We start from the raw sequence: 20,966 nt of genomic DNA, 5'->3' as shown, positions 1-20,966 counted from the left end.
CTCAACCGTTCCCTCGACGGGCAAGTCAATGCCGATTCATTCGTATTGCGCACAATCGGAAGGGTGATGACATGAACAATCAGTGCGTCGTCTACGTCACGGATGTCGAGTATTCATTTCCGACCATTCTCTCCGCACTTCAGGCTCGCAAATTTGCAAGCCCCGCGACAGATGTCTGCGTCCTCATGTCGGAACATCTCGATAATTTCGACGAGCTGAAAGCCCTGCTGGCAACCAGCCGGGTCGACTTGATCGATGCGACCGACGCGCTGCGGGATTCGCTCGGCAAGCTCGACAGTTCGCATTTCCAGGGACGCATCAGCGTCAGCACCATGGCCAAGCTGGTCCTTTGCGAGATCCTGCCTGCCAACTATACCCAGATCATCTATCTCGATGGAGATACCCAGATCGTCAGCGATCTCAGTCGGCTCGAAAATGCCACTGTGCCCGAGGGCAGGTTTTTCGCGGCGCGCGATTACACCGCGATCCATGACTTCCTCGACACTGGAAAGAGCAACTACTATTTCAACGCAGGGGTGCTGAAATTCCACCGCAACGGTTGGATCGGGCAGGAGGCGCTTGAGCTTTTTGCTAAAAACCCCGAGGCCTGCGAGGGCAAACATGATCAAGGCGCATTGAATTATGTCTGCGGTTCATCGCTTATACTCGTATCGAACCGCTGGAACTTCCCCAAACAGTTCCTTCATCTGGTAAACATGTCCTCCCTGTCGATCGTCCATTACATGGCGCATCCGAAGCCGTGGCATGGCACCTTCTTTCCATGGACCGACAAGGAAAGCCAAGTCTACGTCGACCTGCGCAAAGCACATCCGATTTACAACGCGCTGTATCGCGGAATAAGCTTCGACCGTAAGATGCTGTATAAATACCGATCGATACGAGCGCGCATCGAACACGCAATCGAGAAAAACGGACCCCATCCGCGCGTCCAGAGCCTGCTGGTCGGCGGCGACTACGCCGTATGATGATGTGTTGTTGGTCAGACCTGAGGATTGTCCGCGTGACGGATGTCGGGATTGCCGGTCGAGCCGTGGATTGCAGGCGGATGCGCAAGTATTCATCCATTCACCCAGAATGGATAGTGTTCAGGACAGAATATGAGTTATAGGGCTTCCGCCGCCAGTATCTCGCATTACCTAAAAGCTCGCCTGCGCCGGACGCTCAAGGCTCGGCAGGTTCGCTACGACCTGCTGCGCGACGGGCTCAAGCAGGCGCGTCATGTCGTCATCTGCGTCATCCGCGACGAGGGACATCGGCTGGCATTCTTCCTGCAGTATTATCGCGATCTCGGCTTCGAGCACTTCATCTGCATCGACAACGGCTCGTCCGACGGTACGGCCGAGTTGCTGTCCAGCTTCGACGATGTGTCCCTTCTTTCGGCTCATGGCTCCTACAAGGCGGCGAGATTCGGAAACGACTGGATCAACGAAGTAATCAACCGCCACTGCCGGGAGAAATGGGTCCTCTATGTCGATGCGGACGAGTTTCTGGTCTATCCGCATTGCGACACACGACCGATCGATCAATTGACCACCTATATCGAATCCATGGGCGGCCACTCGCTCCGCTCGGTCATGATCGACATGTACAGCCCGCATCCCGTTCTCGAAAACATATGCGAACCCGGTCGCAACCCGCTCGAGGTCTGCAATCTCTTCGACCGATCCGGCTATGTCGCACATTTCGACAAACGCAACGGGACGATATGGATCAAGGGCGGCGTCCGCGGGCGCGTCTATTTCCACGACCGGCTCTGGGACGGCCCCGCGCTCAATAAGATACCACTCGTCTATATCAAGGGTGAACGTCTGTTTCTGAAATCATCGCACCAGGTCTGGCCGCTCTCCCTAAATCTGGGCGACATGCGCGGAGCGCTCGGCGTATCCGGCGCTCTTCTGCATTTCAAGTTCCTGTCGACCTTCGTGCACAAGGTTGCCGATGCGGCGCACCTGTCCCAACATACGGAAGAATATACCGTATACTCTTCGAGCAAGGACATGGATGACTTCGTCTGTGAGGATACGGGCACCTACAGAAGCTGGAAGGACCTGTCCGATCACGGGCTGATCCAGGGTGAAGGCTGGCAATACTGGAGACATGCTTGCGAGAGCGAAGTCTAGAGCAATTCCAGCAAAAGTGCGTAGCGGTTTTCCGTCCGGAATTGCGTGAAAACAAAGAGATAGAGCATTTCCATGATTCGGAGAAAAACGGAAATGCTCTAAAGCAGGCCACGCAAAATCCGCAGCGGTTTGCGACGATGTGCATGAAGGCAAACCGCCAAGCTGATCTTTCGGCCCTGCTTGCTCCGATTTATCAACGCCCACCGCATCAAACACAGAACCCGCCGGTGGCGGGTTCTGTCGAGGCTTTCTGCTGCTCCGTTTTTTGTTTATCGCGGCGGTGCCTCAAGCGAGAGACACTGCCCCCTCGGCATAAGCCTCAAGCGCCTTCCGATTGAGAATGCGGATTTTGCCCTGTGTCCCGTCAACCACCTTGCTCTCGCGCAAACGGCGCAGACATTGGTTGACCTTCTCACGCGACGCCGGCAGCGTCGCGGCCAGGTGGTGTTGGGAGATAATGAGCTCGTTGCCGCTATTCTGCGTATCGACGTTGTACAAGGCACAAAGACGCAGCAGCGTCCGGGCCAGCCTCTGCCTTAAACTCGACCCGGCGTTGGAAATAATCCGCAGTTCGAGTTCTGAAACACGCGCCAGTGCCTTCGACAGGATCTTCACCTGAAATTGCGGATCATTCGCACACCAGTCCCGCAGCAAACGGCCGTCGAAGTAATGCAGTTCGCAGTCCGCCGTGGCCCGATATTCCAGGCTGAGAGACTGTTTGCGCAACACCTCCAATTCGCCGATCAAGCCGCCTTTCGGAATGATTTCCACGATGAACTCGCGTCCATCGGCAAGCGGGGTGCTTGCACTCACCATTCCGCGCTGCACGCGGGCAAACATGTCGATGACGACACCGGCGCCGGCAATAACCTCACCGCGACGAAATTTTCGAACACTCGAGCGGCAAAACGGAAACTCGTGATCCAAATCCGGCCGGCCGCCGTAAACAATACCTACAGGACCGCAAGTAACCGTTTCGCTTATTCGCGCCGCGCCTCCTTCAATCCTGCTGTCTTTGATGCTAATCGCACCGTCCATACGCGCAACTCCAAGCAGACTAATTGATTTATTGTCGTCACCGACATTCGTAATGCGTTAAGTTAGAAAGTCAAATAATAATAATATAAAATTTACATTCTAAAACTATACATAATTCTGACGAATCCTCACATTTATATATCATAAAATCCATATTTAATTCTGTTAAAGGCACACTTCTGAAGCTGTTGGATAATTTTTATACAATTCGAAACAATTGTGCGCCGTTAGAATAGGCCAACAATATAATAATAATATTTTTACCTGGAATAAATATTTCCAACATCACAGATGTATATTTTTCTAAAAAAATACTTCTTCAACTATTCACAAGAAATTCTTCACATGATAAAGAATTTATCCACGGTTATGACTTCGGTCACAGACACCAAACTTGCACTCAAACAAGCTTTTGACTGTGATTTCTGGGATTCGCCTAACGGAGACGCGGATGGCGGGAAAAAATCATGGGCGCAACCCAACCGAACCTTGGCGGGATTTCGCCAGGGCGCGGCAGGAAAGGCGTCCATTCAATTCGTCACAATCCCATACGATCAGCAGACTTCTGAAACGCGCATTCGACATCATCATTGCGACAGGTCTCTTATTCCTTTTGTCACCGTTTCTTCTGTCCGTAGCAGCCATCATAACGCTAAGTGATTGGGGACCCATTTTCAATTCCCATCCGCGGATCGGTTATAAGGGAAAAGAGTTTGGCTGCCTCAAGTTTCGCACGACACGCGCCGACGCAACGGCCAAGGCACATGTCACTGTCGTCGGCGCTATCGTCAGACGATCGAGCCTCGACAAGCTCCCGCAATTGATCAACGTGTTGCTGGGTCAAATGAGCCTCGTCGGGCCCCACGCCATTACCAAGGAAGAGCTGCCGCGTTACGGCGAACATGCCTCTGCCTATATGGCCGTCCGTCCCGGCTTGATCGGCCACTGGCAGATCAACGGACGCAACGACGCCAGCCATCAGAACAGAGTTTCCCTCGACGTCGAGTATTTGTCCAAATGGACGCTCGCGCTGGATTTCGTGATCATCGCAAAAACACTCTCGGCCCTGCTTTCCCGGCACGCCTTACTGCCCAGGGTGGACTCCTAAGCAATTCCAGCAAAAGTGCTCAGCGGGTTTGCGTCCATAGCACAGCCGAGCTTCCTGCCGCATCGGTCATGTCACCATCCATGAGGACGCTTGCCGGTCGCATGGGAGCGGTCAGCGATGGAGGTCTTTTTCCGGCGCTTCTGAATATGCCCCCCCAACGAGAAAGCGAAGAGACCCGCCAGATAGCATATCTCCATCAATACAAGCACTTGGAGGCCGGAAGCGATTGCCTCCGTCAAGGAAGAACCTTTCAGCAGGATCACAACGCTCAAAGCCGCGACCAGCAGAAATGCAAAGAATGCGAAGGCCCAGGCGCGAATGGTCGCTCCGGCGGCGAAGGAGACGGCAATCACGATGAGCGTGCTCTTCAGCATTATTCTGCTCCTCTCTTCACCTTCTTCAAGCCACCGTCAGCCCCTCAATGACATGACAAAACCCAAAGTCGAAACGAAGTTCGATCAAAGTATTTTATCTATTACCGTTAAAATATTGCTAATAGCCGCCCAACAGATCGATTGAACAACGCTGGAGAATATTCAACTATTCATCCAGAAGGGCCGATCACTCCCCAAAAAACCAAGAAACCATCGGATACGACAGCTGGAAAAGTTGGGCATTTGGAGGATTAATACAGTCATAGATCTAGCCACGACGTTACCTTGTCCAACCGAAAAGATCAGTCTGAACATAGGCTTACGCATGAGCGGATATGCGCGCCAAATCCGGGCCGCGCTTATCGGTGTAGGTACGTCGATATGGCAGTGATCGTGCAGCAAGCCTGCTGCAAACCAGGCCCTTGCAAACGGCCCGGATTTTCGTCTGTGGCGCTCAGCCAGCATCAAAGAAACAGGGCTCGCGGTGATGGCGAGCCCTGTTGAGTTGTTTTCTGGATTGAGCCTGTTCCGGAATTGCCCGCCTCCAAGCCGGCATCCAGAACTCTATTTCGAGACCGCCCCGGCCAATTGTCGTTTCGTGCCGCGCTGGAGCCTGAGATTTTCAAGCCAGGTGACTTGTTTCCTCAATTTCAACGCCGGCTTTTCGATGAATCTCCACGAGAAAGCGGCAAAGCAGGTGGCAATAATGCTGCAGACGATGCCGTTCAGCCACCAGTTATGTGCCCAAGGCCCGAGCGCGACGAAGGCCTGCTGGATCGGGTAGCCGTAGAGGAAGACGCCATACGAATAGTCGGCCCCGCGCAGAACACCAAGCTTTCGGGGCGAGGTCAGACCGAGGAAAACCGTGACATATCCGATTGCCGGGATGGCAATGAAGTCTCCGAAAGAGGTGAACCAGTAGGCCCAGAGGATGACTGCCACTGAGGCGAGGAAAATCCGGATATCCCAGCGAACCCTGTCCTTGTAGAGATAGAAGGTCACCCCCACCAGAAATGCACAAATAAGCAGATTGCCCGATGCGGTCGTGGGCATGGTGGCCCAGTCGCTTTCATGCTTCCAATATCTTGCGATCCCAAAGGCTATGATCAAGGCCGGCGTTGCGATCAGGGCGATCACGCGCCGCCTGACCACGCCGAGCAGAAACAGGGCGGCGATCGCAGCATAACATTCAAGCTCGAAGGGCACCGTCCAGAGTTGCCCGTTCACCATCGCAGCATCAGGATTGTCCAGGAATACGCCGGGAAGATTGAAGTGAATGTGCCCGGTGACATTCAGCAGATAAGTAAAGAACTGAGGATCGGTGAAATAGTCACGCAGGTCATACTCCGTATAGATCGCTCCGAGTATAAAGGCAGCCAGCAACACCTCTACCGCAAGAGCAGGGTAGATCCGGATAAACCGATTCCCGAGAAAGGAGATCAATGTCTTCGATCGTTCAAGACTGCCAGCCACGAGGAACCCGCTCAGGACAAAGAACATGGGCAGCACTGACTTGATGACAGGACGGAAGGGTGACTCCCAAAGAAAGAGGTCATCGCCGTACGTGACGCGGGCCGTATGTATCCAAAGCACTGAAAAGGCTAACAGTAATCGCATATAATCGAATCCTGTCGGTCGCCCGTTCGCTAGATCAAGCTTTTCGCCGAGAAACATCTGTGCCCCTTTCAGAAGTATTGACTCGATTTGGAATGGCAAGCCGTTGCCGCAGGAGCGGCGGCGGCATCATTGCCGGATCGGGGCGGCGTGTCAGTGACCACAGCTACATCAAGTAAAAATTGAACGAGAGAGCACCGCTCTCCCGAAGATACGTATCCGACCGCCAATCCAATGGCCCCGCGCTTCCCGGGGCGCCATGCGACGGTCGGAGTTGGGATCCAGGCGATCGGGCAGCAGATTGGATGAGGAGACTATGAAATTTCTAGCCACCCTGTTCTGTATTGTTCTCGCCCTGATCGGATTGGGGCTGATAGGAGGCGGCGCCTGGCTGCTCAGCCTCGGCGGCTCGCCCTATTATGCGATCGTCGGGCTTGCCTATCTGGTTGCCGCGTTTCTGCTCTGGCGCCGCAAGACCTCAGGCGGCCTCATCGTCCTGCTTGTCGCCATCTTCAGTTTTCCCTGGGCGCTATGGGAATCGGGTCTCAATTTTTGGGCACTTTTTGCGCGCTTGATGTCTCCGATCGCGCTGGCGGGTTTTGCGCTTCTCTTTGCGCCATCGCTCTCGCCGACCGCCAACCGGAAGCTCTACCATGGCGGCGCCCTGGTCACGGCGATCCTGTTCGTTGCCGGTTTTAGCCTTGCTTTCACGCCGCATGGCGTCATCCGCCCTTCCGCCGACATCACCGCCTACAAGGCGACCAAGGGCGACAATTCTCCCTCCGATTGGACCTCCTATGGCCGCACCACGGCGGGAGATCGTTACTCGCCCTTCGATCAGATCAACCGCGGCAATGTCTCCAAACTCGATCTTGCCTGGACATACCGCACCGGAAAGAGCGATGGCGCCGATCAGAACACGCCTCTGCAGATCGGCGACACGGTCTACACCTGCACGCCGACGGATGTGATCGCAGCGCTCGATTCCGATACCGGCAAGCCGCGCTGGATCTTCGATCCCAAGGCGACGGCGCCTTACTGGCAGCGCTGCCGTGGTCTCGGTTACTATAAGATGCCGCAGGACGCGCAATCCGCCGACGGTCTTTGCAACGAGCGCCTGGTGCAGACAACGATTGATGCCCGTCTGCTGGAGATCGACAGCAAGACCGGCGCCCCCTGCAGGGGCTTCGGAGACAATGGCACCGTGCAGCTCTCCCAGGGCATGGGCGAAGTCAAGACAGGCTATTACTTCCAGACATCGGCGCCGCTGATTGCCCGCAATCTGATCGTCGTCGGGGGCTGGGTCACCGACAATCAGGAGGTCGGCGAACCCTCGGGCGTCATCCGCGCATTCAACGTGGTCACCGGCGAGCTCGAATGGGCATGGGATCTCGGCAATCCTGAGGTCACCAAACTCCCACCGGAGGGCCAGACCTATACGCGGGCCACACCCAATATGTGGACGACGGCCGCATTCGACGACAAGCTCGGTCTCATCTATGCGCCGCTCGGCAATACCACCCCGGATTATTACGGCGTCAATCGTCCGGCCTTCGCCGACCAATACAACGCGACATTGGTGGCGCTCGATGTGACGACCGGGCGGGAGAAATGGAAGTTTCAGACCGTGCATCACGACATCTGGGACTATGACCTGCCGGCTCAACCGGTCCTGATCGATCTGCCTGACGGCAATGGCGCCACCGTGCCCGCTCTCCTGCAGACCACCAAACGTGGGCAGCTTTTCCTGCTCAACCGTCAGACCGGCCTGCCCCTTGCCGAAGTCCAGGAGAAGCCGGTGCCGCAGCAAGGCGGCGCACCGGAAGAGAAACTGTCTCCGACGCAGCCCTATTCCGTCGGCATGCCGACCATTGGCGCGGAACGCGTGAGCGAGCAGACGGCTTGGGGCCTGACGATGTTCGATCAGCTGGCATGCCGCATCGCCTTCCGAAAGATGCGCTACGACGGCGATTTCACCCCGATCGGCACCCAATATGCGATCCAGCAGCCGGGAAATCTGGGTGGCCTCAATTGGGGAAGCGTATCGGTCGATCTGCCCAACAACCGCGTCTTCATGAACGATATCCGCGTACCGAGCCTCTTCGCGCTCATCCCGCGCGCGGAGTATGTCGATTTTGCCCTCACCACGACCGCGCACGGCCCCTCCGCCCCGCAGCGCGGTACGCCCTATGGCATGGCCACCGAAATGTGGACATCGAGGCTCCGCGTTCCCTGCACGCAGCCGCCCTTCGGCACCGTCACGGCGGTGGATCTGAGTACCCGCAAGATCGCCTGGCAGGTTCCGGCGGGGACCGCCGAGGAACTCGGGCCGTTCAAGATCAAAACCCGTTTGCCTATGCCGATGGGCTTGCCGAGCTATGCCGGCACTTCGGTGACCGCCGGCGGTGTCGTTTTCTTCGCCGGCTTCCAGGACTACTATATCCGCGCCTATGATGCCGAGAACGGTACCGAGCTTTGGAAATATCCCCTGCCGGTCGGCTCGAGTGCGACGCCCATGACCTATGTTTCGCCGAAAACAGGCCAACAATATGTCCTGATATCGGTCGGCGGTGCACCATATTCGAAAGACGCCGGCGACTACGTCCTTGCCTTCTCTCTGAAAAACGGAGACTAGCCGGGCCCTCTCAGCAAAGGCAAACGGGATTTGGCGACGCTACCGCTCACACTGTGTTATTTTGGTCCGACAAGGAACTGAGGCTACGAGCGTGACGCGAAAACTGGCGGCGATCCTGGTCGCGGATGTGGTCGGCTACAGCCGTCTCGCCGGTGCGGACGAGGATCGCATCCTGGCGCGGTTGAGAACTCTGCGCAGCGATCTGGTCGATCCGACCATCGCCGTGCACAATGGCCGTGTGGTCAAGCGTACCGGGGATGGAAGCCTCATCGAGTTTCGCAGCGTCGTGGACGCCGTGCGCTGCGCAATCGAAGTGCAGACTGCCATGGTCGAGCGCAATATCGGCGTGTCGCCCGAGCATCGCATCGAGTTCAGGGTCGGGATCCATCTGGGGGATGTGGTCGAGGAAAGCGATGGCGACTTGATGGGCGACGGCGTCAATATCGCCGCGCGGCTGGAGAGCATTGCCAAGCCCGGCGCCATCTGTCTTTCCGAGGATGCCTACCGCCAGGTGAAAGCGCGGCTTGATCTTGCCGTGACCGATCTCGGCCGGATCCAGCTGAAGAATATCGCTGAGCCGATGCAGGTCTATTCTCTCCAGGTCGGACCGCTGTCGAACACGGCACGACAAGCCCAGCCCGCAATGAAAATGCCTCCGGCTACGGCCGTTTCCGACAAGCCCTCCATCGCCGTATTGGCGTTCAACAACATGAGCGGCGACGCCGAGCAGGAATATTTCTCCGACGGCATCAGCGAGGACATCATTACCGACCTTTCGAAGCTCTCAGAATTGCACGTGATCGCCCGCAACTCATCCTTCGTCTACAAGAACGTCACAGCCTCCGTGCCTGAGATGGCCAAGGCGCTCGGCGTCCGCTATGTCCTGGAAGGCAGCGTGCGCAAGGCCGGCAACCGCGTGCGTGTCACTGCCCAATTGATCGACGCCAACAATGGCGGGCATATCTGGGCCAGCCGCTTCGATCGCGAACTCACGGATATTTTTGCGGTTCAGGATGAGCTCACCCAGGAGATCGTGGCGGCGCTGAAGCTGAATCTCACGCATGGCGACCAGGACCGGTTGGTCCAAGGGCGCGCAGTCGATATCGGTGCATACGAGCTCCTATTGCGCGGCCGCGAGCAGGCGTCAGCCCACACCCGAACCGGCAATCTAGCCGCCCGCAGCCTGGCGGCCGACGCCCTCGCTATCGATCCGGATTATGCGGCAGCCCAGGCCCTGATTTCCTTCACGCATGTGCTCGACTACATCAACGCGTGGAGCAACGATCCGGAGGCTTCGCTGCGGATCGGACTGGATCTCGCGCAGCAGGCAATGGAGATGGCCGAGGAACAGCCGAATGGCCACTTCGCGCTGGGCATGGCTTGCATGTGGAACCGGGAACTGGACCGGGCGCGCGCAGAAGTGTTGCAGGGCCTCACGCTTTCTCCCAACTCCGCCGACCTCCTGATGCTGATGGCCCATATCCAGATATTTTCCGGCGATCCCGCAGGCGCTCTCGAGACACTGAATGAATCGATGCGGCTCGACCCGCACCATCCGGAAGTTCTTTTCCAATTTCTCGCCGATGCGCACTTTTCTCTCGGCGAATATGAGCAGGCGATTGCCGCGATCGAGCAGCGGCTCCAGCAAAACGCCCAATCTGAAACGGCCTATGCCCTGCTCGCGTCATGTTACGGCCACCTCGGGCGGCCGGAAGAGAGCAGACAGGCCTGGGAAAAAGCGCTCCAGATCAATCCCAATTTCTCCGTCGAGCGCCGCCGCCGCGTCCTTCCATTCCGAAACCCCGAGGACTTTAGCCGCCGTGTTGAAGGCCTCCGCAAGGCGGGCCTGGTGGTCCCGGATACTCGCCAAAGCTGACAGGAACTGCGGCTCGGACCGACGTCCCGGCAACTCATTTCACGCAGTTGATTTCGCGAGGCATGTCGCCGGCGAGCGTGATGCCACTTTGGGCGACTGTCATGGCAACGGCTCGGCACCTGCTGTAAGATATCGGTCGGGGATCTGACACCCAGGAAGAGCTGGTATGGAGCGCCGTCTTGCAGCAGTCCTGATTGCAGATGTGGTCGGTTACAGCCGTCTGAGCGAAATCGACGAAGAGGGAACGCGTATCCGCTTCCACTCCGATCTCCACGAACTCTTCGAACCGAAGATCGCCACGCATCACGGCCGCCTGATCAAGACCATGGGCGACGGAATCCTGGTTGAGTTCCAAAGCGTGGTGGATGCCTTGCGCTGCGCCGTCAAGATCCAGCAACAAAAGGCAGAACGCAATGCAGCCCTGCGTCCCGAGCAGCGGATGCTTTTCCGCATCGGCGTCAATCTCGGCGATGTCATCGTCGAAGGAGAGGACATTCACGGAGACGGCGTCAACATAGCCGCACGGCTGGAGAGTCTTGCCCAGCCCGGCGGAATTTGCATATCCGGCACCGCATTCGATCACACGGTACACAAGGCTGATGTCGGCTTCTCCGCCCTCGGTGAGCAGCAACTGAAAAACATAGCCGATCCGGTTCGCGTCTATCGTGTCCTGTTAGATCCCGCTGAGGCAGGCAAGGTTGTCGCCTCCCCTCGGCCGCGCCGCCGTGCGATTATCCTGGCGACGCTAGCAGCGCTGCTGATCGCGACCGCTGCAATTGTCTTCGTATGGCAATGGCCGTTCGTGCCGCAACGTCCATCCGTCGCGGTGCTTCCTTTCGCGAATCTGAGCAAAGATCCCGGCCAGGATTATTTCACCGATGGCATGACCGACAGCCTGATTGCCGATCTGGCCATGCTTTCGGACCTTGACGTCATCGGTCATAATTCGGTGTTTGCCTACAAAGGCAAGCCCTTGGTCTTGGCCGACATCGAACGCGATCTCGGCGTGCGCTTTGTCGTCGAGGGCAGCGTGCAGCGGATAGGCGACCAAATCCGTGTCAATGCGCAACTGATCGATACCGCAAGCGGCGATCACCTGTGGGCCAACCGGTTTAACCGCGGCGCGGCGGATGTGATGGCTGTGCAAAACGAGCTCAGTCGGCAGATCGCCGGCGCGCTTGGCCTGAAGCTCACTCGATCCGAGGCGGAGCGGATTACCCGTCCGCCGACCGCCAATCTGGAAGCATACGACTACTACCTTCGTGCCGAGCAGGCGACGCGGACCGGCCGCCGTTCCCGGCTGCTGGAGGCACTGGCCCTCTTTGACAAAGCAGAAGCGCTCGACCCCGGTTTTGCAGAGGCCTTCGCGGCCGATGCGCGCGCGACAGCTTATGTCTGGCGAAGCGCCTACGACGATGTTCTCCAGAGCGCGCTGGCCCGAAAAAGGGTCTACGAGAAAGCAAGTCGCGCGCTGGCTCTCGACCCGGTTCTGTCATCGCCCTACGCCGTTCTTGCCGTCATGCAGGTCGTGGACCGCCGCTATGAGCAGGCTGTCACCTCGGCGCAGCAGGCAGTGTCGCTCGGGTCTACCGATGCCGAGGCGCATATGGCGTTGGCATATGTTCAATTGTTCTCCGGCAATCATGCCGAAGCCGGCGCGGCCGTCGAGACGGCGCTCAGGCACGATCCGAACCTCTCCGCCATCAACCGATACACGGCCGGCCTGGTCTTTTATTTGCAGCGCGACTACGCAAAGGCCATCGACAATTTCCAACGCGCGCGAGACGGTTCTCCGGGAAATGGCGATTTCGTTACCCCGCTCGCAATGGCCTATGCCCGTGCCGGTCGCCTCGATGACGCCCGTGCGACAGTCACCGAAGGACTTCGCTTTGTGGCAGGGCGCGATTCCCTGGCGGGCTGGCGTATCAGCAACGCCCACTTCCGCAACGAGCAGGATTTGGCCTTTATCCTCGATGCTCTGCGCGAGGCCGGTCTGCCGGAATGGCCGTTCGCTTTCAAGGGCGACGAGCAGGACCGGCTGCACGACGACGAAATCACAAGCGCCGTCATGGGCAAACTCCTGCGGGGCAAGACCGAGCCCTCAGGAAGCCCTGCACTCATGCAAATCGAACGCGATGGAAAGGCTGCATTCCGCTCGGCGACGCAGATGATCACCGAGACGGTTTTCGTCCAGGGCGACATGCTCTGCGAGCAGAGCGAAAATGCATTCGGACGAGCCGATTGCGGCCCGGTCTACAGATCTGCAAACTCGCCTGCTGAAACCAGCTATGCTTACGTGAACTCCACCAAGGTCTTCTATTTTTCGCCCGTCAAATAGCCGCACTCCACCCGCGGTCAGTGATACTGATCCCGTTCGAGATCGGCTGCGACCTTCGGCCAGTTGCTGTCGGCTTTCGGGACTGCTTCAGCCACATGCGCGGCAAACCCCTCCGCCGATCCCTTGTCGTAGATCAGGTAAAGCTTGCCGTCGATGATCTTGAACGCCTCTGGATCGACATTTACCGTGACCGACCCGAGAGCCACCTCGCCCGCGCAGTAACCGCCATACTGAGGCGCATATTTGATCGGCTCGCTGATGAACATTTCGCGGTGTTTGGCATTGGCGAAAAGCCAAGGCGTCCCCAGCCATTCGTGGGAGAATTCCTCGGAGCCTTTCACGGCTTTGCCTTCGGTGAAATAGGCGACAGGATCGTATCCCATGATTGCCACGCCGCCGAAGTACCCCGTATTGACCGAGTCGTCGGCAAAAGCCTGCGATCCACCGGCGGCTGCCAAAGCCAGAAGGAACACCGCCACAGAGCGACCAATTCCTCGCGCACCGCTTCTGGTCCCTGCACACATCTGCGCCTCCTATTCAATCGTGGATTTCAATGCACTTGGCGTAACCTTCTTCGCCGAGGCGGCTGGCCGGTGGGCACGACGCGCCGTGCCGTTTGAACAATCGCACGATGTCCATGTTGCCCTTCCAGACCGCACGCGTGATCGGCGTGTAGCCGTGAACCTCTGCATGACCGACGTCAGCCCCCTCAGCGAGAAGAAACGCGGCGAGAGCGACGTGGTTTTCCTCACCGGCGACCACCAGCGGCGTTACACCCGCTTTGTTGGCCGCATCGTCGAGCGTCGCCCCGTGGTGAAGCAGCAGCTTGCTGATCGGCAAGCTGCCGGAAAAGGCCGCGGCATGAAGCGGCGTAAAGCCGCCCGAATTCCGAGCCATGACGTCAGCACCTTTGCCGATGAGCAATTCGGCGATGGCGAGCTGGTCTCCGAGCGCGGCGTTGATGAGAGGCGTCGCCAGATCGCGTGCCCGGCTGTTGACATCCGTACCCGCAGCCAAAACCTGTTCGACGGCGGCGGTGTTTCCGGTTGCGACTGCATCGAACAAGGGGCTCCCCGCAGCGGCCATTGTCGCTGTGAAAATCAACCCCACCGATGCAAGCAACCCGCGCATGGTTCAGCCCCCGAAGGTAGCCTGAGAAAATAGCACAAGCCGCAGGTTTTGGGTAGGCACCAAGCACCGTAGGAGCTTGAACGGCTCTGCATCAGGTTGCCGGCAAGGCGTCAGCCGGGCAGGATGCACACCTCTATCGCGACCAACGTGCTATGATCTGGTCGGTATTTGCCAGCGCCTTGCGAACGGCGTTGCGCGCCATGTTCGGTCGCTGCAATCGGATGTTTTTTTCAATATTTTCATGAAGCTTCAGTGCATAGCGCAAATTGTCTTCCTCTCGCGTGACGTGGGCGAAGAGGTGGTTCAACGCCGATTCGATCAGTACGCCGAGCGGCACCAGCAGATCATTTCCGGAGGCGCGTAGGATCGCGATATGAAATCGCGCATCGGATTCCGTTCGCTGCTGAAGCGATGTCGCCTGATCCATGTCATGCAGGGCCTGACTGATCGCATTCATTTGCTCCTCGGTTCGCCGCTCCGCAGCCAGTGCCGTCGCTTCCGGCTCGATCATATGCCTGAGTTCCTGCACAGCCCTCAGAAAGGCTTCACGATCGGGAGACGCGGCATACCAGCCCAAGACATCTCGATCCAGTAGGTTCCAACGCTCCTTGGGTTCGACCCAGCTGCCGATTTTCGGGCGAGAAGAAAGCAGGCCCTTGGCCATCAACATCTTGATCGCTTCGCGCACCGCCGATCGGCTGACTTCAAAGACTTCAGACCATTTTGCCTCATTTGGCAGGATCGTGCCCGGCGGATAGTCGCCGCGTACGATTCGCAGCCCAATCTCTCCCGCCAAAGACACATGAACGCTCGCCCCCGTCATGCGGGGAGCATTTGGGCGCCTTGTGGCCGAACGGTCAACCGTCACCACTTCGACCGGAGCCGCCGGCTTTCCCGATTTCTTGTCAGGCATTTATTTCTACTGCCTCAGCATCTTTCGATTGTCTGCATGTACTCTCAAAACAATCGTAATAACGAGGAAGTCGCCTGCGATTGACGCCGCCAAAAAGCGCGGAATCCGGGGCGCGTCAAGCCCTGCGGGCCTTTCGATCCGTCTCTCGTGGGGCAGTCGGCGGCACCCTTGAACCGAGTGCCGCCAAACCGCGGACCTACTTTTGAATGCAGGTATCGACTGTATCCTTGGTGCACTCGTCGAGCCCGGTGAAGACCGGATCTTCGACCGGCTTGCCGGCAATCAGATCCATCATCACCGAAGGCGCCTTGTAGCCCATCTCGAACGGCCGCTGGCCGACGAGCGCCGTCACCAGGCCTTCCCTCGCAATGGCAACCTCGTCGCCGATCGTGTCAGCCGCACCAATGACGAAATCGTTGCTGGCGATCTTGTCGGCCATCGGTTTGAACAGGTCGCGATAGGGCTGCGGCGCGCCGAACAATGGCCAGCCACCCATAATGCCGAATGCGTCCAGGTCGGGATTGGCCGCGAGGATATCGGTCATTGCCTGAACACCCTGGGCACCATTGTCATTGGTGAACACCGGGCAGCCGGCGACCTCCGTCCACCCGCCCTCGCCCTTCAGCGCGGTCAAGCCCTTCTCGCCAGTGAGCGTGTCGCGCATACCTTGCGCCCGGCGTAGAATATTGTCTGCTCCCGGATTGCCTTCGATCGTGCAGATCTTGCCGCCCTTCGGCTTAGCCTTCTTGATGTACTCGCCGATGCGTGCGCCCATCAGATAGTTGTCCGTGCCGAGATAGGTCTTGCGCAACGCTGCATCCTCGGCGGCAAGATCGGCATCGAGCGTCATCACCGGAACCGTTGGATTGGCGGTTTTCAGGGTCTGGGCGATGAGCTTTGCATTGGACGGCGAAATTGCGATTGCAGCCGTGTCTGCCTTGCCCAACATATCCTGAACGATCTGCGCTTCGCCGGCCTCATCGGATGTCGATGCCGGACCGGTGTAGAAGCACTCGTATTCCGCAGTCGGGTTCTCCTTGTTCCATTTCTGGCAACCCTGGTTGATTGCTTCGAAGAACGGATTGTCGAGGCCCTTGACGACGATGACCAGTTGCTTCTTCGCCAGGGCCTGCCCGGCGGTCAGTGCTAGAACTGCGGCTGTCAGTAGTAATGCCTTCCTCATAGTTTCCTCCCTTGAAACAGACGGGCACGACATGCCCGCCATACGAAATCAACCCGGATACCAGACGATGCGAGGCTCCTCCTTCGAACGCTCGTATTGCCATGCCGAGTCGATAAGCATTTCGAGATCGTAGTCCGGCCGCCAGTCCAGCAGGTATTTCGCCTTGCTGTTGTCCATCCAATTGGAATGGAAGCGGCTTGGTATCTCGACAGAGCCGAGATTGCGCGTGCGCTGGAGGTAGGCGGCGACGTCCGCATAGTCGACAGGGCGATCCATGCAGATATTGAAGAGTTGCCGCTCCGCCCGCGGGTTGTCGATCGCTGCCAATATGGCCGATACGAGGTCATCGACATGCACGAAATTGCGTTTCAGCGGTCGTCCGTCAGCATCAAGGAGCAGTGGCACCGTCCCCAGAGCAGCGTAGCGCCGTGCCGCGTCTTCCGGAACCAGCGTCTTCCAGTCCGGGCCACCAAAGACATCGTCGCCAAAAGACAGCGAATATTTGAAATCGTCCTTTTCCATGATCCAGGGCGCCCGCAGACAACAGCCATTGAGGCCGTACTGAATGCCGAACTGCTCCAGCATCACCTCTTCCAGAACCTTGGAAAGCGCATAGCTTCCCGGATAAGCACGATGGGGAGTATTCTCGGTGATCGGGCCATTGTGGCGATAGTGGAAATGTCCCACGCCCGCATCACCCCCGATCAGGATGAACTGGCGTGCAGTGACGCTCGTGCGGAACTCTTCGAGCAGCCAAAACAGACCTTTGACCGTGACATCCATGATGTCTTCAGGCGTTTCCTTGCAGGTGGCGAGATGCACGACATGGGTAACGTCGTCGAGCGCCGCTGCCACGATGTCGCGATCGGCGATCGAGCCGCGGATGACTTCGACACGGTCGGTCTCATCGCACAGCCGATTATGGCAAAGCGCGCGAATACGGGCCTTGGAAAATCTCGGATCGTCAAGCAGCCCAGCAATGAAGCGCCGCCCGACCTTGCCCGTCGCACCGGTCACAAGGATCAGCATGCTCTCTCTCCCACCGATAGCTAATATTCACGCGCCGCTCTCGTCAAACGATATTTGTCTGACAAAACAGATTTTTGCGATAATAAGGCCAATACACCGGACAATAGTTGACGCTGCGGCAAGGTTTTGCGTAAATGTTTCTGATCGCTTTTCTGGGAGGACATTGGAAAAGCGAAGTCGCTGGAGCCTCGCGCCGAAGACACGCGACGGATAGCCTGCAAGTCTTGGGAGGCCAGAAGGCTGGTGGCGGTTCTTGAGCTCACCAATATTTCCAAACATTTCGGCGCCATCCAGGCTGTCAACGATATTTCGTTTTCGCTTGAAGCGGGGCAGGTTGTCGGCCTGATGGGCGACAACGGCGCCGGCAAGTCGACATTGGTGAAGATGATCGCCGGCAACTTTCGCCCGAGCCACGGAACCATGCGCCTCGACGGCGCCGATCTGGTGCTTCATCGGCCGAAGGAAGCACGCCAGCATGGCATCGAGATCGTTCACCAGGATCTGGCGCTCTGCAACAATCTGACGGCGGCAGCAAACGTGTTTCTCGGACGAGAATTGCGCCGCGGCATGGGGCCTTTTCGCATCCTCGACTACAAGAGCATGTACAAACGCTCCGGCGAGATATTTCGCGAGCTCAAATCCGAGACGCGGGCGCGCGATCTCGTCAAGCAAATGTCGGGTGGCCAGCGACAGGCGGTGGCGATCGCCCGAACGATGTTGTCGGAAGCGAAAATCGTGTTGATGGACGAGCCGACGGCAGCCATTTCCGTGCGCCAGGTGGCTGAGGTTTTGAACCTGATCCGCCAATTGCGTGACCGGGGCATTGTCGTTGTCCTGATCAGCCACCGCATGCCCGACGTCTTTTCGGTCGCCGACCGCGTGATCGTGATGCGGCGGGGCAGAAAAGTGGCCGACAAGCAGATTGCCGCAAGTTCGCCGGAGGAAGTGACGGGATTGATCACCGGCGCCATCGAACAGGTGTGATCGATGCTATCCGCTGCAATAGGAAAAAAGAAGGTCGACGATGGCGATTACACTTGACCAGACGATCGGACAGAAGCAACGGAGTTGGCTGGCATCGGTCTTCAGCGGCCAGACCTTCTGGGTGCTCATTGCAGTCATTCTCGCCTGCATTTTTCTGTCGATGGCGACGGACTCCTTTGCGACCGCGAAGAACATCTACAACATCACCCGCAACGTCACTTTCGTTGCAATTATCGCGCTTGGTATGACGCTGGTCATCATCACCGGCGGCATCGATTTGTCCGTCGGCTCCGTGCTTTGCCTGTGCAGCATGGTGCTGGCGGTCGTCATGCACGCGGGATACAGCATTGAAGTCGGCATCGCCGCCTCGATCGGTACAGCTCTTTTGGTCGGAGCTTTCAACGGCGTATTGATTGCCTATCTCGGCTTCCCACCTTTCGTCGTCACGCTCGGCATGTTGTCTATTGCACGCAGCCTTGCAATGGTCGCATCCAACAACACCGTCGTTTTCCAGTTCGGGCCTGATCACGACAAGCTGCTGGCGCTGGGTGGCGGCGCTTGGCTTTTCGGCATCGCCAATCCGGTGCTTTACATGGTCGTGCTGGCCCTCATCACCGGTTTCGTGCTGCGCTGGACCAAGTTCGGCCGCTATGTCTTTGCCATCGGCGGCAATGAGCACGCGGCGACACTGACGGGCGTTCCAGTGCCGAGGATCAAGGTTATCGTCTATATGATTTCCGCCCTGTCGGCAGGCGTTGCCGGCATCATTCAAACCGGCTGGCTCGGCGCCGTCACCACAAACATCGGCGCCGGAATGGAACTTCAAGTCATCGCGGCCGCGGTTATCGGCGGCGCCAATCTCGCCGGCGGTGTCGGCACCGCCTTCGGAGCCTTGGTCGGCGCCGCCCTCATCGAGATCATCCGCAACAGTCTCGGCTTGCTCGGCATCAACGCCTTCTGGCAGGGAAGCTTCATCGGCGGAGCAATCGTGCTCGCCGTCCTTTTCGACCGACTTCGCAACTTACGACAGGGCGAGTAGGCAAATTCGGTCTCCGCCCCGCTGGATATGACGCCTTAGAGCGCTTCAGCTTTTCACGGAAACGCAGAACCGCCCTAACTTTTTGTTTTTACACAATTCCCGGCAAAAGCGCCTCGCGCTTTGCCTGGAATTGCATCGAGTGATGCCGTGCATCGTCAATCATTGCTGCCTGTCGGTGGCCGCTATGTTCATTTTTTTCCCATCCGCCAGTGCCTCTTTCCGCCGGCGGCGCGGCAGGAGCGATTTGAGGTACCGCCACAGTGGCGAGATGGCGTAGCCTGCGACCGGAATTGTAATCAGGCCCGCGACAATACCGACGATGCCAGCTCCTGTAGCCTCGACGACCCAGCGCAGCACCGACGCCAGAACGGGAATGGCATGCGCGGTCGCCTCCCCGACATCATGGATGAGATGCGCAAGGCCGCCGAAACCATAGGTTTCGAGGCCGTGAACGATGATGCCGCCGCCGACCCAGATCATGGCCGCCGTTCCGATAATGCCGAGCACTTTCAGAAAATAGGGCATGCCGGTGACAAGCCCTTTTCCGATCGCGCGCAAGAAGGAACCCATCGGAGACGGCGTCTGTACACGCGCCAGCATCAGCCCCAGATCATCAGCCTTCACGATCAACGCCACGCCACCATAGACCATGACCGTTATACCCAGTCCGACGACCGCAAGGATGAAGGCCTGCGTGACTATGCTGCCTGACGGCAACGCACCGAGCGTAATCGCCATGATTTCGGCCGACAGGATGAAATCCGTCTTGATCGCACCCGCAACCTTCTCGTCTTCGAGCGATTGTGCATCGAGGCTCGTAGCCTCGAGTGCCGATTCATGGGTGTGCGCTGCATGCGGTAGCACGAGTGCGTAAACCTTTTCCACGCCCTCATAGCAGAGAAAAAGCCCGCCGATCATGAGCAGCGGTGTGATCGCCTGCGGTGCGACAAGGCTCAGGATAAGCGCCGCGGGAAGCAGGATCAGAAGCTTGTTCTTCAGCGAGCCGAGGGCGATCTTGCCGATGATCGGCAATTCGCGTGCTGCGGAAAATCCGGTGACGTAACGGGGTGTCACAGCCGCATCATCGATGACGACACCTGCCGCTTTCGTGCCGGCCTTGGCTGCCTGGCCGGCAATATCGTCAAGCGAGGCCGCAGCCACCTTGGCCAGTGCAGCGATATCATCAAAAAGGGCAATCAGGCCGACACTCATTCGAGCCTCCGTTGAGAAGACAGACTTAACACAGCGAAAAATGGAAAACCCGTCATCCAACGACTCGAAGCGAGACGTGGCATCCTCCACGCTGGGAAGATGCCACGCACAAATCGTGACGGCAACGGCCGTTATTCGGCCCGCATCGGGTTCGGCCCACTCTGATCCCGCGGAGGACGTGCCTTCCGGTCCCGGTGTCTGTTCCGGCAGTTCGACAACGCACCGGTTCGACGAAGGAGGACTTGCAGATACGCCAAAAGCCCGCACGAGGCGGGCTTTTTGTATCAGTGTGTATGGCGGTCTGTGTGGGATTTGGTTGCGGGGGCAGGATTTGAACCTGCGGCCTTCAGG

Annotated in this window: 17 protein-coding genes; 8 read left to right on the top strand and 9 right to left on the bottom strand. The window is 58.0% G+C overall.

Annotation, left to right across the window (positions count from 1 at the left end; all coding sequences use genetic code 11):
• Nucleotides 1-71 precede the first annotated feature (71 nt).
• Both FHX10_RS00085 and FHX10_RS00080 read left to right on the top strand, forming a co-directional pair.
• Nucleotides 72-986 (top strand): glycosyltransferase family 8 protein, encoded by a 915-nt coding sequence (locus FHX10_RS00085; protein ID WP_028756168.1) that lies wholly within the window; start codon nt 72-74, stop codon nt 984-986.
• 132 nt (nt 987-1,118) lie between these two features.
• Nucleotides 1,119-2,141 (top strand): glycosyltransferase family 2 protein, encoded by a 1,023-nt coding sequence (locus tag FHX10_RS00080; RefSeq protein ID WP_025570051.1) that lies wholly within the window; start codon nt 1,119-1,121, stop codon nt 2,139-2,141.
• 285 nt (nt 2,142-2,426) lie between these two features.
• Here the strand turns inward: FHX10_RS00080 and FHX10_RS00075 are convergent, their stop codons facing one another.
• A complete protein-coding gene (locus FHX10_RS00075; protein WP_028756167.1) occupies nt 2,427-3,179 on the bottom strand; it encodes a Crp/Fnr family transcriptional regulator in 753 nt (250 codons plus the stop codon).
• Nucleotides 3,180-3,630: 451 nt separating this feature from the next.
• Here FHX10_RS00075 and FHX10_RS00070 point away from each other — a divergent pair, with 451 nt between their 5' ends.
• The gene (locus tag FHX10_RS00070) at nt 3,631-4,287 is read left to right on the top strand and encodes a sugar transferase (RefSeq protein ID WP_028756341.1); all 657 of its coding nucleotides are present in this window, start codon (nt 3,631-3,633) and stop codon (nt 4,285-4,287) included.
• A gap of 71 nt (nt 4,288-4,358) precedes the next feature.
• Here FHX10_RS00070 and FHX10_RS00065 read toward each other — a convergent pair whose 3' ends face one another.
• Both FHX10_RS00065 and FHX10_RS00060 read right to left on the bottom strand, forming a co-directional pair.
• A complete protein-coding gene (locus FHX10_RS00065; protein ID WP_028756340.1) occupies nt 4,359-4,661 on the bottom strand; it encodes a hypothetical protein in 303 nt (100 codons plus the stop codon).
• 564 nt (nt 4,662-5,225) lie between these two features.
• Nucleotides 5,226-6,335 (bottom strand): acyltransferase family protein, encoded by a 1,110-nt coding sequence (locus tag FHX10_RS00060; protein WP_025570058.1) that lies wholly within the window; start codon nt 6,333-6,335, stop codon nt 5,226-5,228.
• A gap of 256 nt (nt 6,336-6,591) precedes the next feature.
• On the opposite strand from FHX10_RS00060, the gene FHX10_RS00055 reads away from it, so the two are divergent.
• The 3 genes from FHX10_RS00055 (at nt 6,592) to FHX10_RS00045 (ending at nt 13,124) form a co-directional block, all read left to right on the top strand.
• Nucleotides 6,592-8,910, top strand: coding sequence for a membrane-bound PQQ-dependent dehydrogenase, glucose/quinate/shikimate family (locus FHX10_RS00055; RefSeq protein WP_063474358.1), 2,319 nt, complete (start codon nt 6,592-6,594; stop codon nt 8,908-8,910).
• Nucleotides 8,911-9,001: 91 nt separating this feature from the next.
• Nucleotides 9,002-10,786 carry an adenylate/guanylate cyclase domain-containing protein gene (locus tag FHX10_RS00050; protein ID WP_063474357.1) on the top strand — a complete coding sequence of 595 codons (1,785 nt, stop codon included), beginning with the start codon at nt 9,002-9,004 and terminating at the stop codon, nt 10,784-10,786.
• A gap of 166 nt (nt 10,787-10,952) precedes the next feature.
• On the top strand, nt 10,953-13,124 hold the full coding sequence (locus FHX10_RS00045) for an adenylate/guanylate cyclase domain-containing protein (RefSeq protein WP_047618548.1): 2,172 nt from the start codon (nt 10,953-10,955) through the stop codon (nt 13,122-13,124).
• Nucleotides 13,125-13,141: 17 nt separating this feature from the next.
• On the opposite strand, the gene FHX10_RS00040 is transcribed toward FHX10_RS00045, so the two are convergent.
• The 5 genes from FHX10_RS00040 to FHX10_RS00020 form a co-directional block, all read right to left on the bottom strand.
• On the bottom strand, nt 13,142-13,648 hold the full coding sequence (locus FHX10_RS00040) for a YHS domain-containing (seleno)protein (protein ID WP_088930330.1): 507 nt from the start codon (nt 13,646-13,648) through the stop codon (nt 13,142-13,144).
• A 13-nt stretch (nt 13,649-13,661) separates the two neighbouring features.
• Nucleotides 13,662-14,255 carry an ankyrin repeat domain-containing protein gene (locus tag FHX10_RS00035; protein ID WP_063474356.1) on the bottom strand — a complete coding sequence of 198 codons (594 nt, stop codon included), beginning with the start codon at nt 14,253-14,255 and terminating at the stop codon, nt 13,662-13,664.
• A gap of 133 nt (nt 14,256-14,388) precedes the next feature.
• Nucleotides 14,389-15,168, bottom strand: a complete 780-nt coding sequence (locus tag FHX10_RS00030; RefSeq protein WP_025570473.1) for a FadR/GntR family transcriptional regulator — start codon at nt 15,166-15,168, stop codon at nt 14,389-14,391.
• Between the two features lie 196 nt (nt 15,169-15,364).
• Nucleotides 15,365-16,351: a substrate-binding domain-containing protein gene (locus tag FHX10_RS00025; RefSeq protein ID WP_063474355.1), complete on the bottom strand. Its 987-nt coding sequence runs from the start codon at nt 16,349-16,351 to the stop codon at nt 15,365-15,367.
• A gap of 48 nt (nt 16,352-16,399) precedes the next feature.
• Nucleotides 16,400-17,380, bottom strand: coding sequence for an NAD-dependent epimerase/dehydratase family protein (locus tag FHX10_RS00020; protein WP_063474354.1), 981 nt, complete (start codon nt 17,378-17,380; stop codon nt 16,400-16,402).
• A 243-nt stretch (nt 17,381-17,623) separates the two neighbouring features.
• Between FHX10_RS00020 and FHX10_RS00015 the strand changes: the two genes are divergently transcribed.
• A complete protein-coding gene (locus FHX10_RS00015) occupies nt 17,624-18,364 on the top strand; it encodes an ATP-binding cassette domain-containing protein (RefSeq protein WP_063474353.1) in 741 nt (246 codons plus the stop codon).
• Nucleotides 18,365-18,404: 40 nt separating this feature from the next.
• On the top strand, nt 18,405-19,403 hold the full coding sequence (locus FHX10_RS00010) for an ABC transporter permease (RefSeq protein ID WP_025570480.1): 999 nt from the start codon (nt 18,405-18,407) through the stop codon (nt 19,401-19,403).
• A gap of 159 nt (nt 19,404-19,562) precedes the next feature.
• On the opposite strand, the gene FHX10_RS00005 is transcribed toward FHX10_RS00010, so the two are convergent.
• Nucleotides 19,563-20,615: a DUF808 domain-containing protein gene (locus FHX10_RS00005; protein WP_063474352.1), complete on the bottom strand. Its 1,053-nt coding sequence runs from the start codon at nt 20,613-20,615 to the stop codon at nt 19,563-19,565.
• Nucleotides 20,616-20,966: the final 351 nt, after the last annotated feature.

Origin of the sequence: Rhizobium sp. BK591 (assembly GCF_014195045.1) — a bacterium.
In the GTDB taxonomy this organism is placed as follows: Bacteria; Pseudomonadota; Alphaproteobacteria; order Rhizobiales; family Rhizobiaceae; genus Rhizobium; species Rhizobium anhuiense.
Note: the sequence above shows the minus strand (reverse complement) of the source record. Positions and strands in the feature narration are given on the sequence as shown.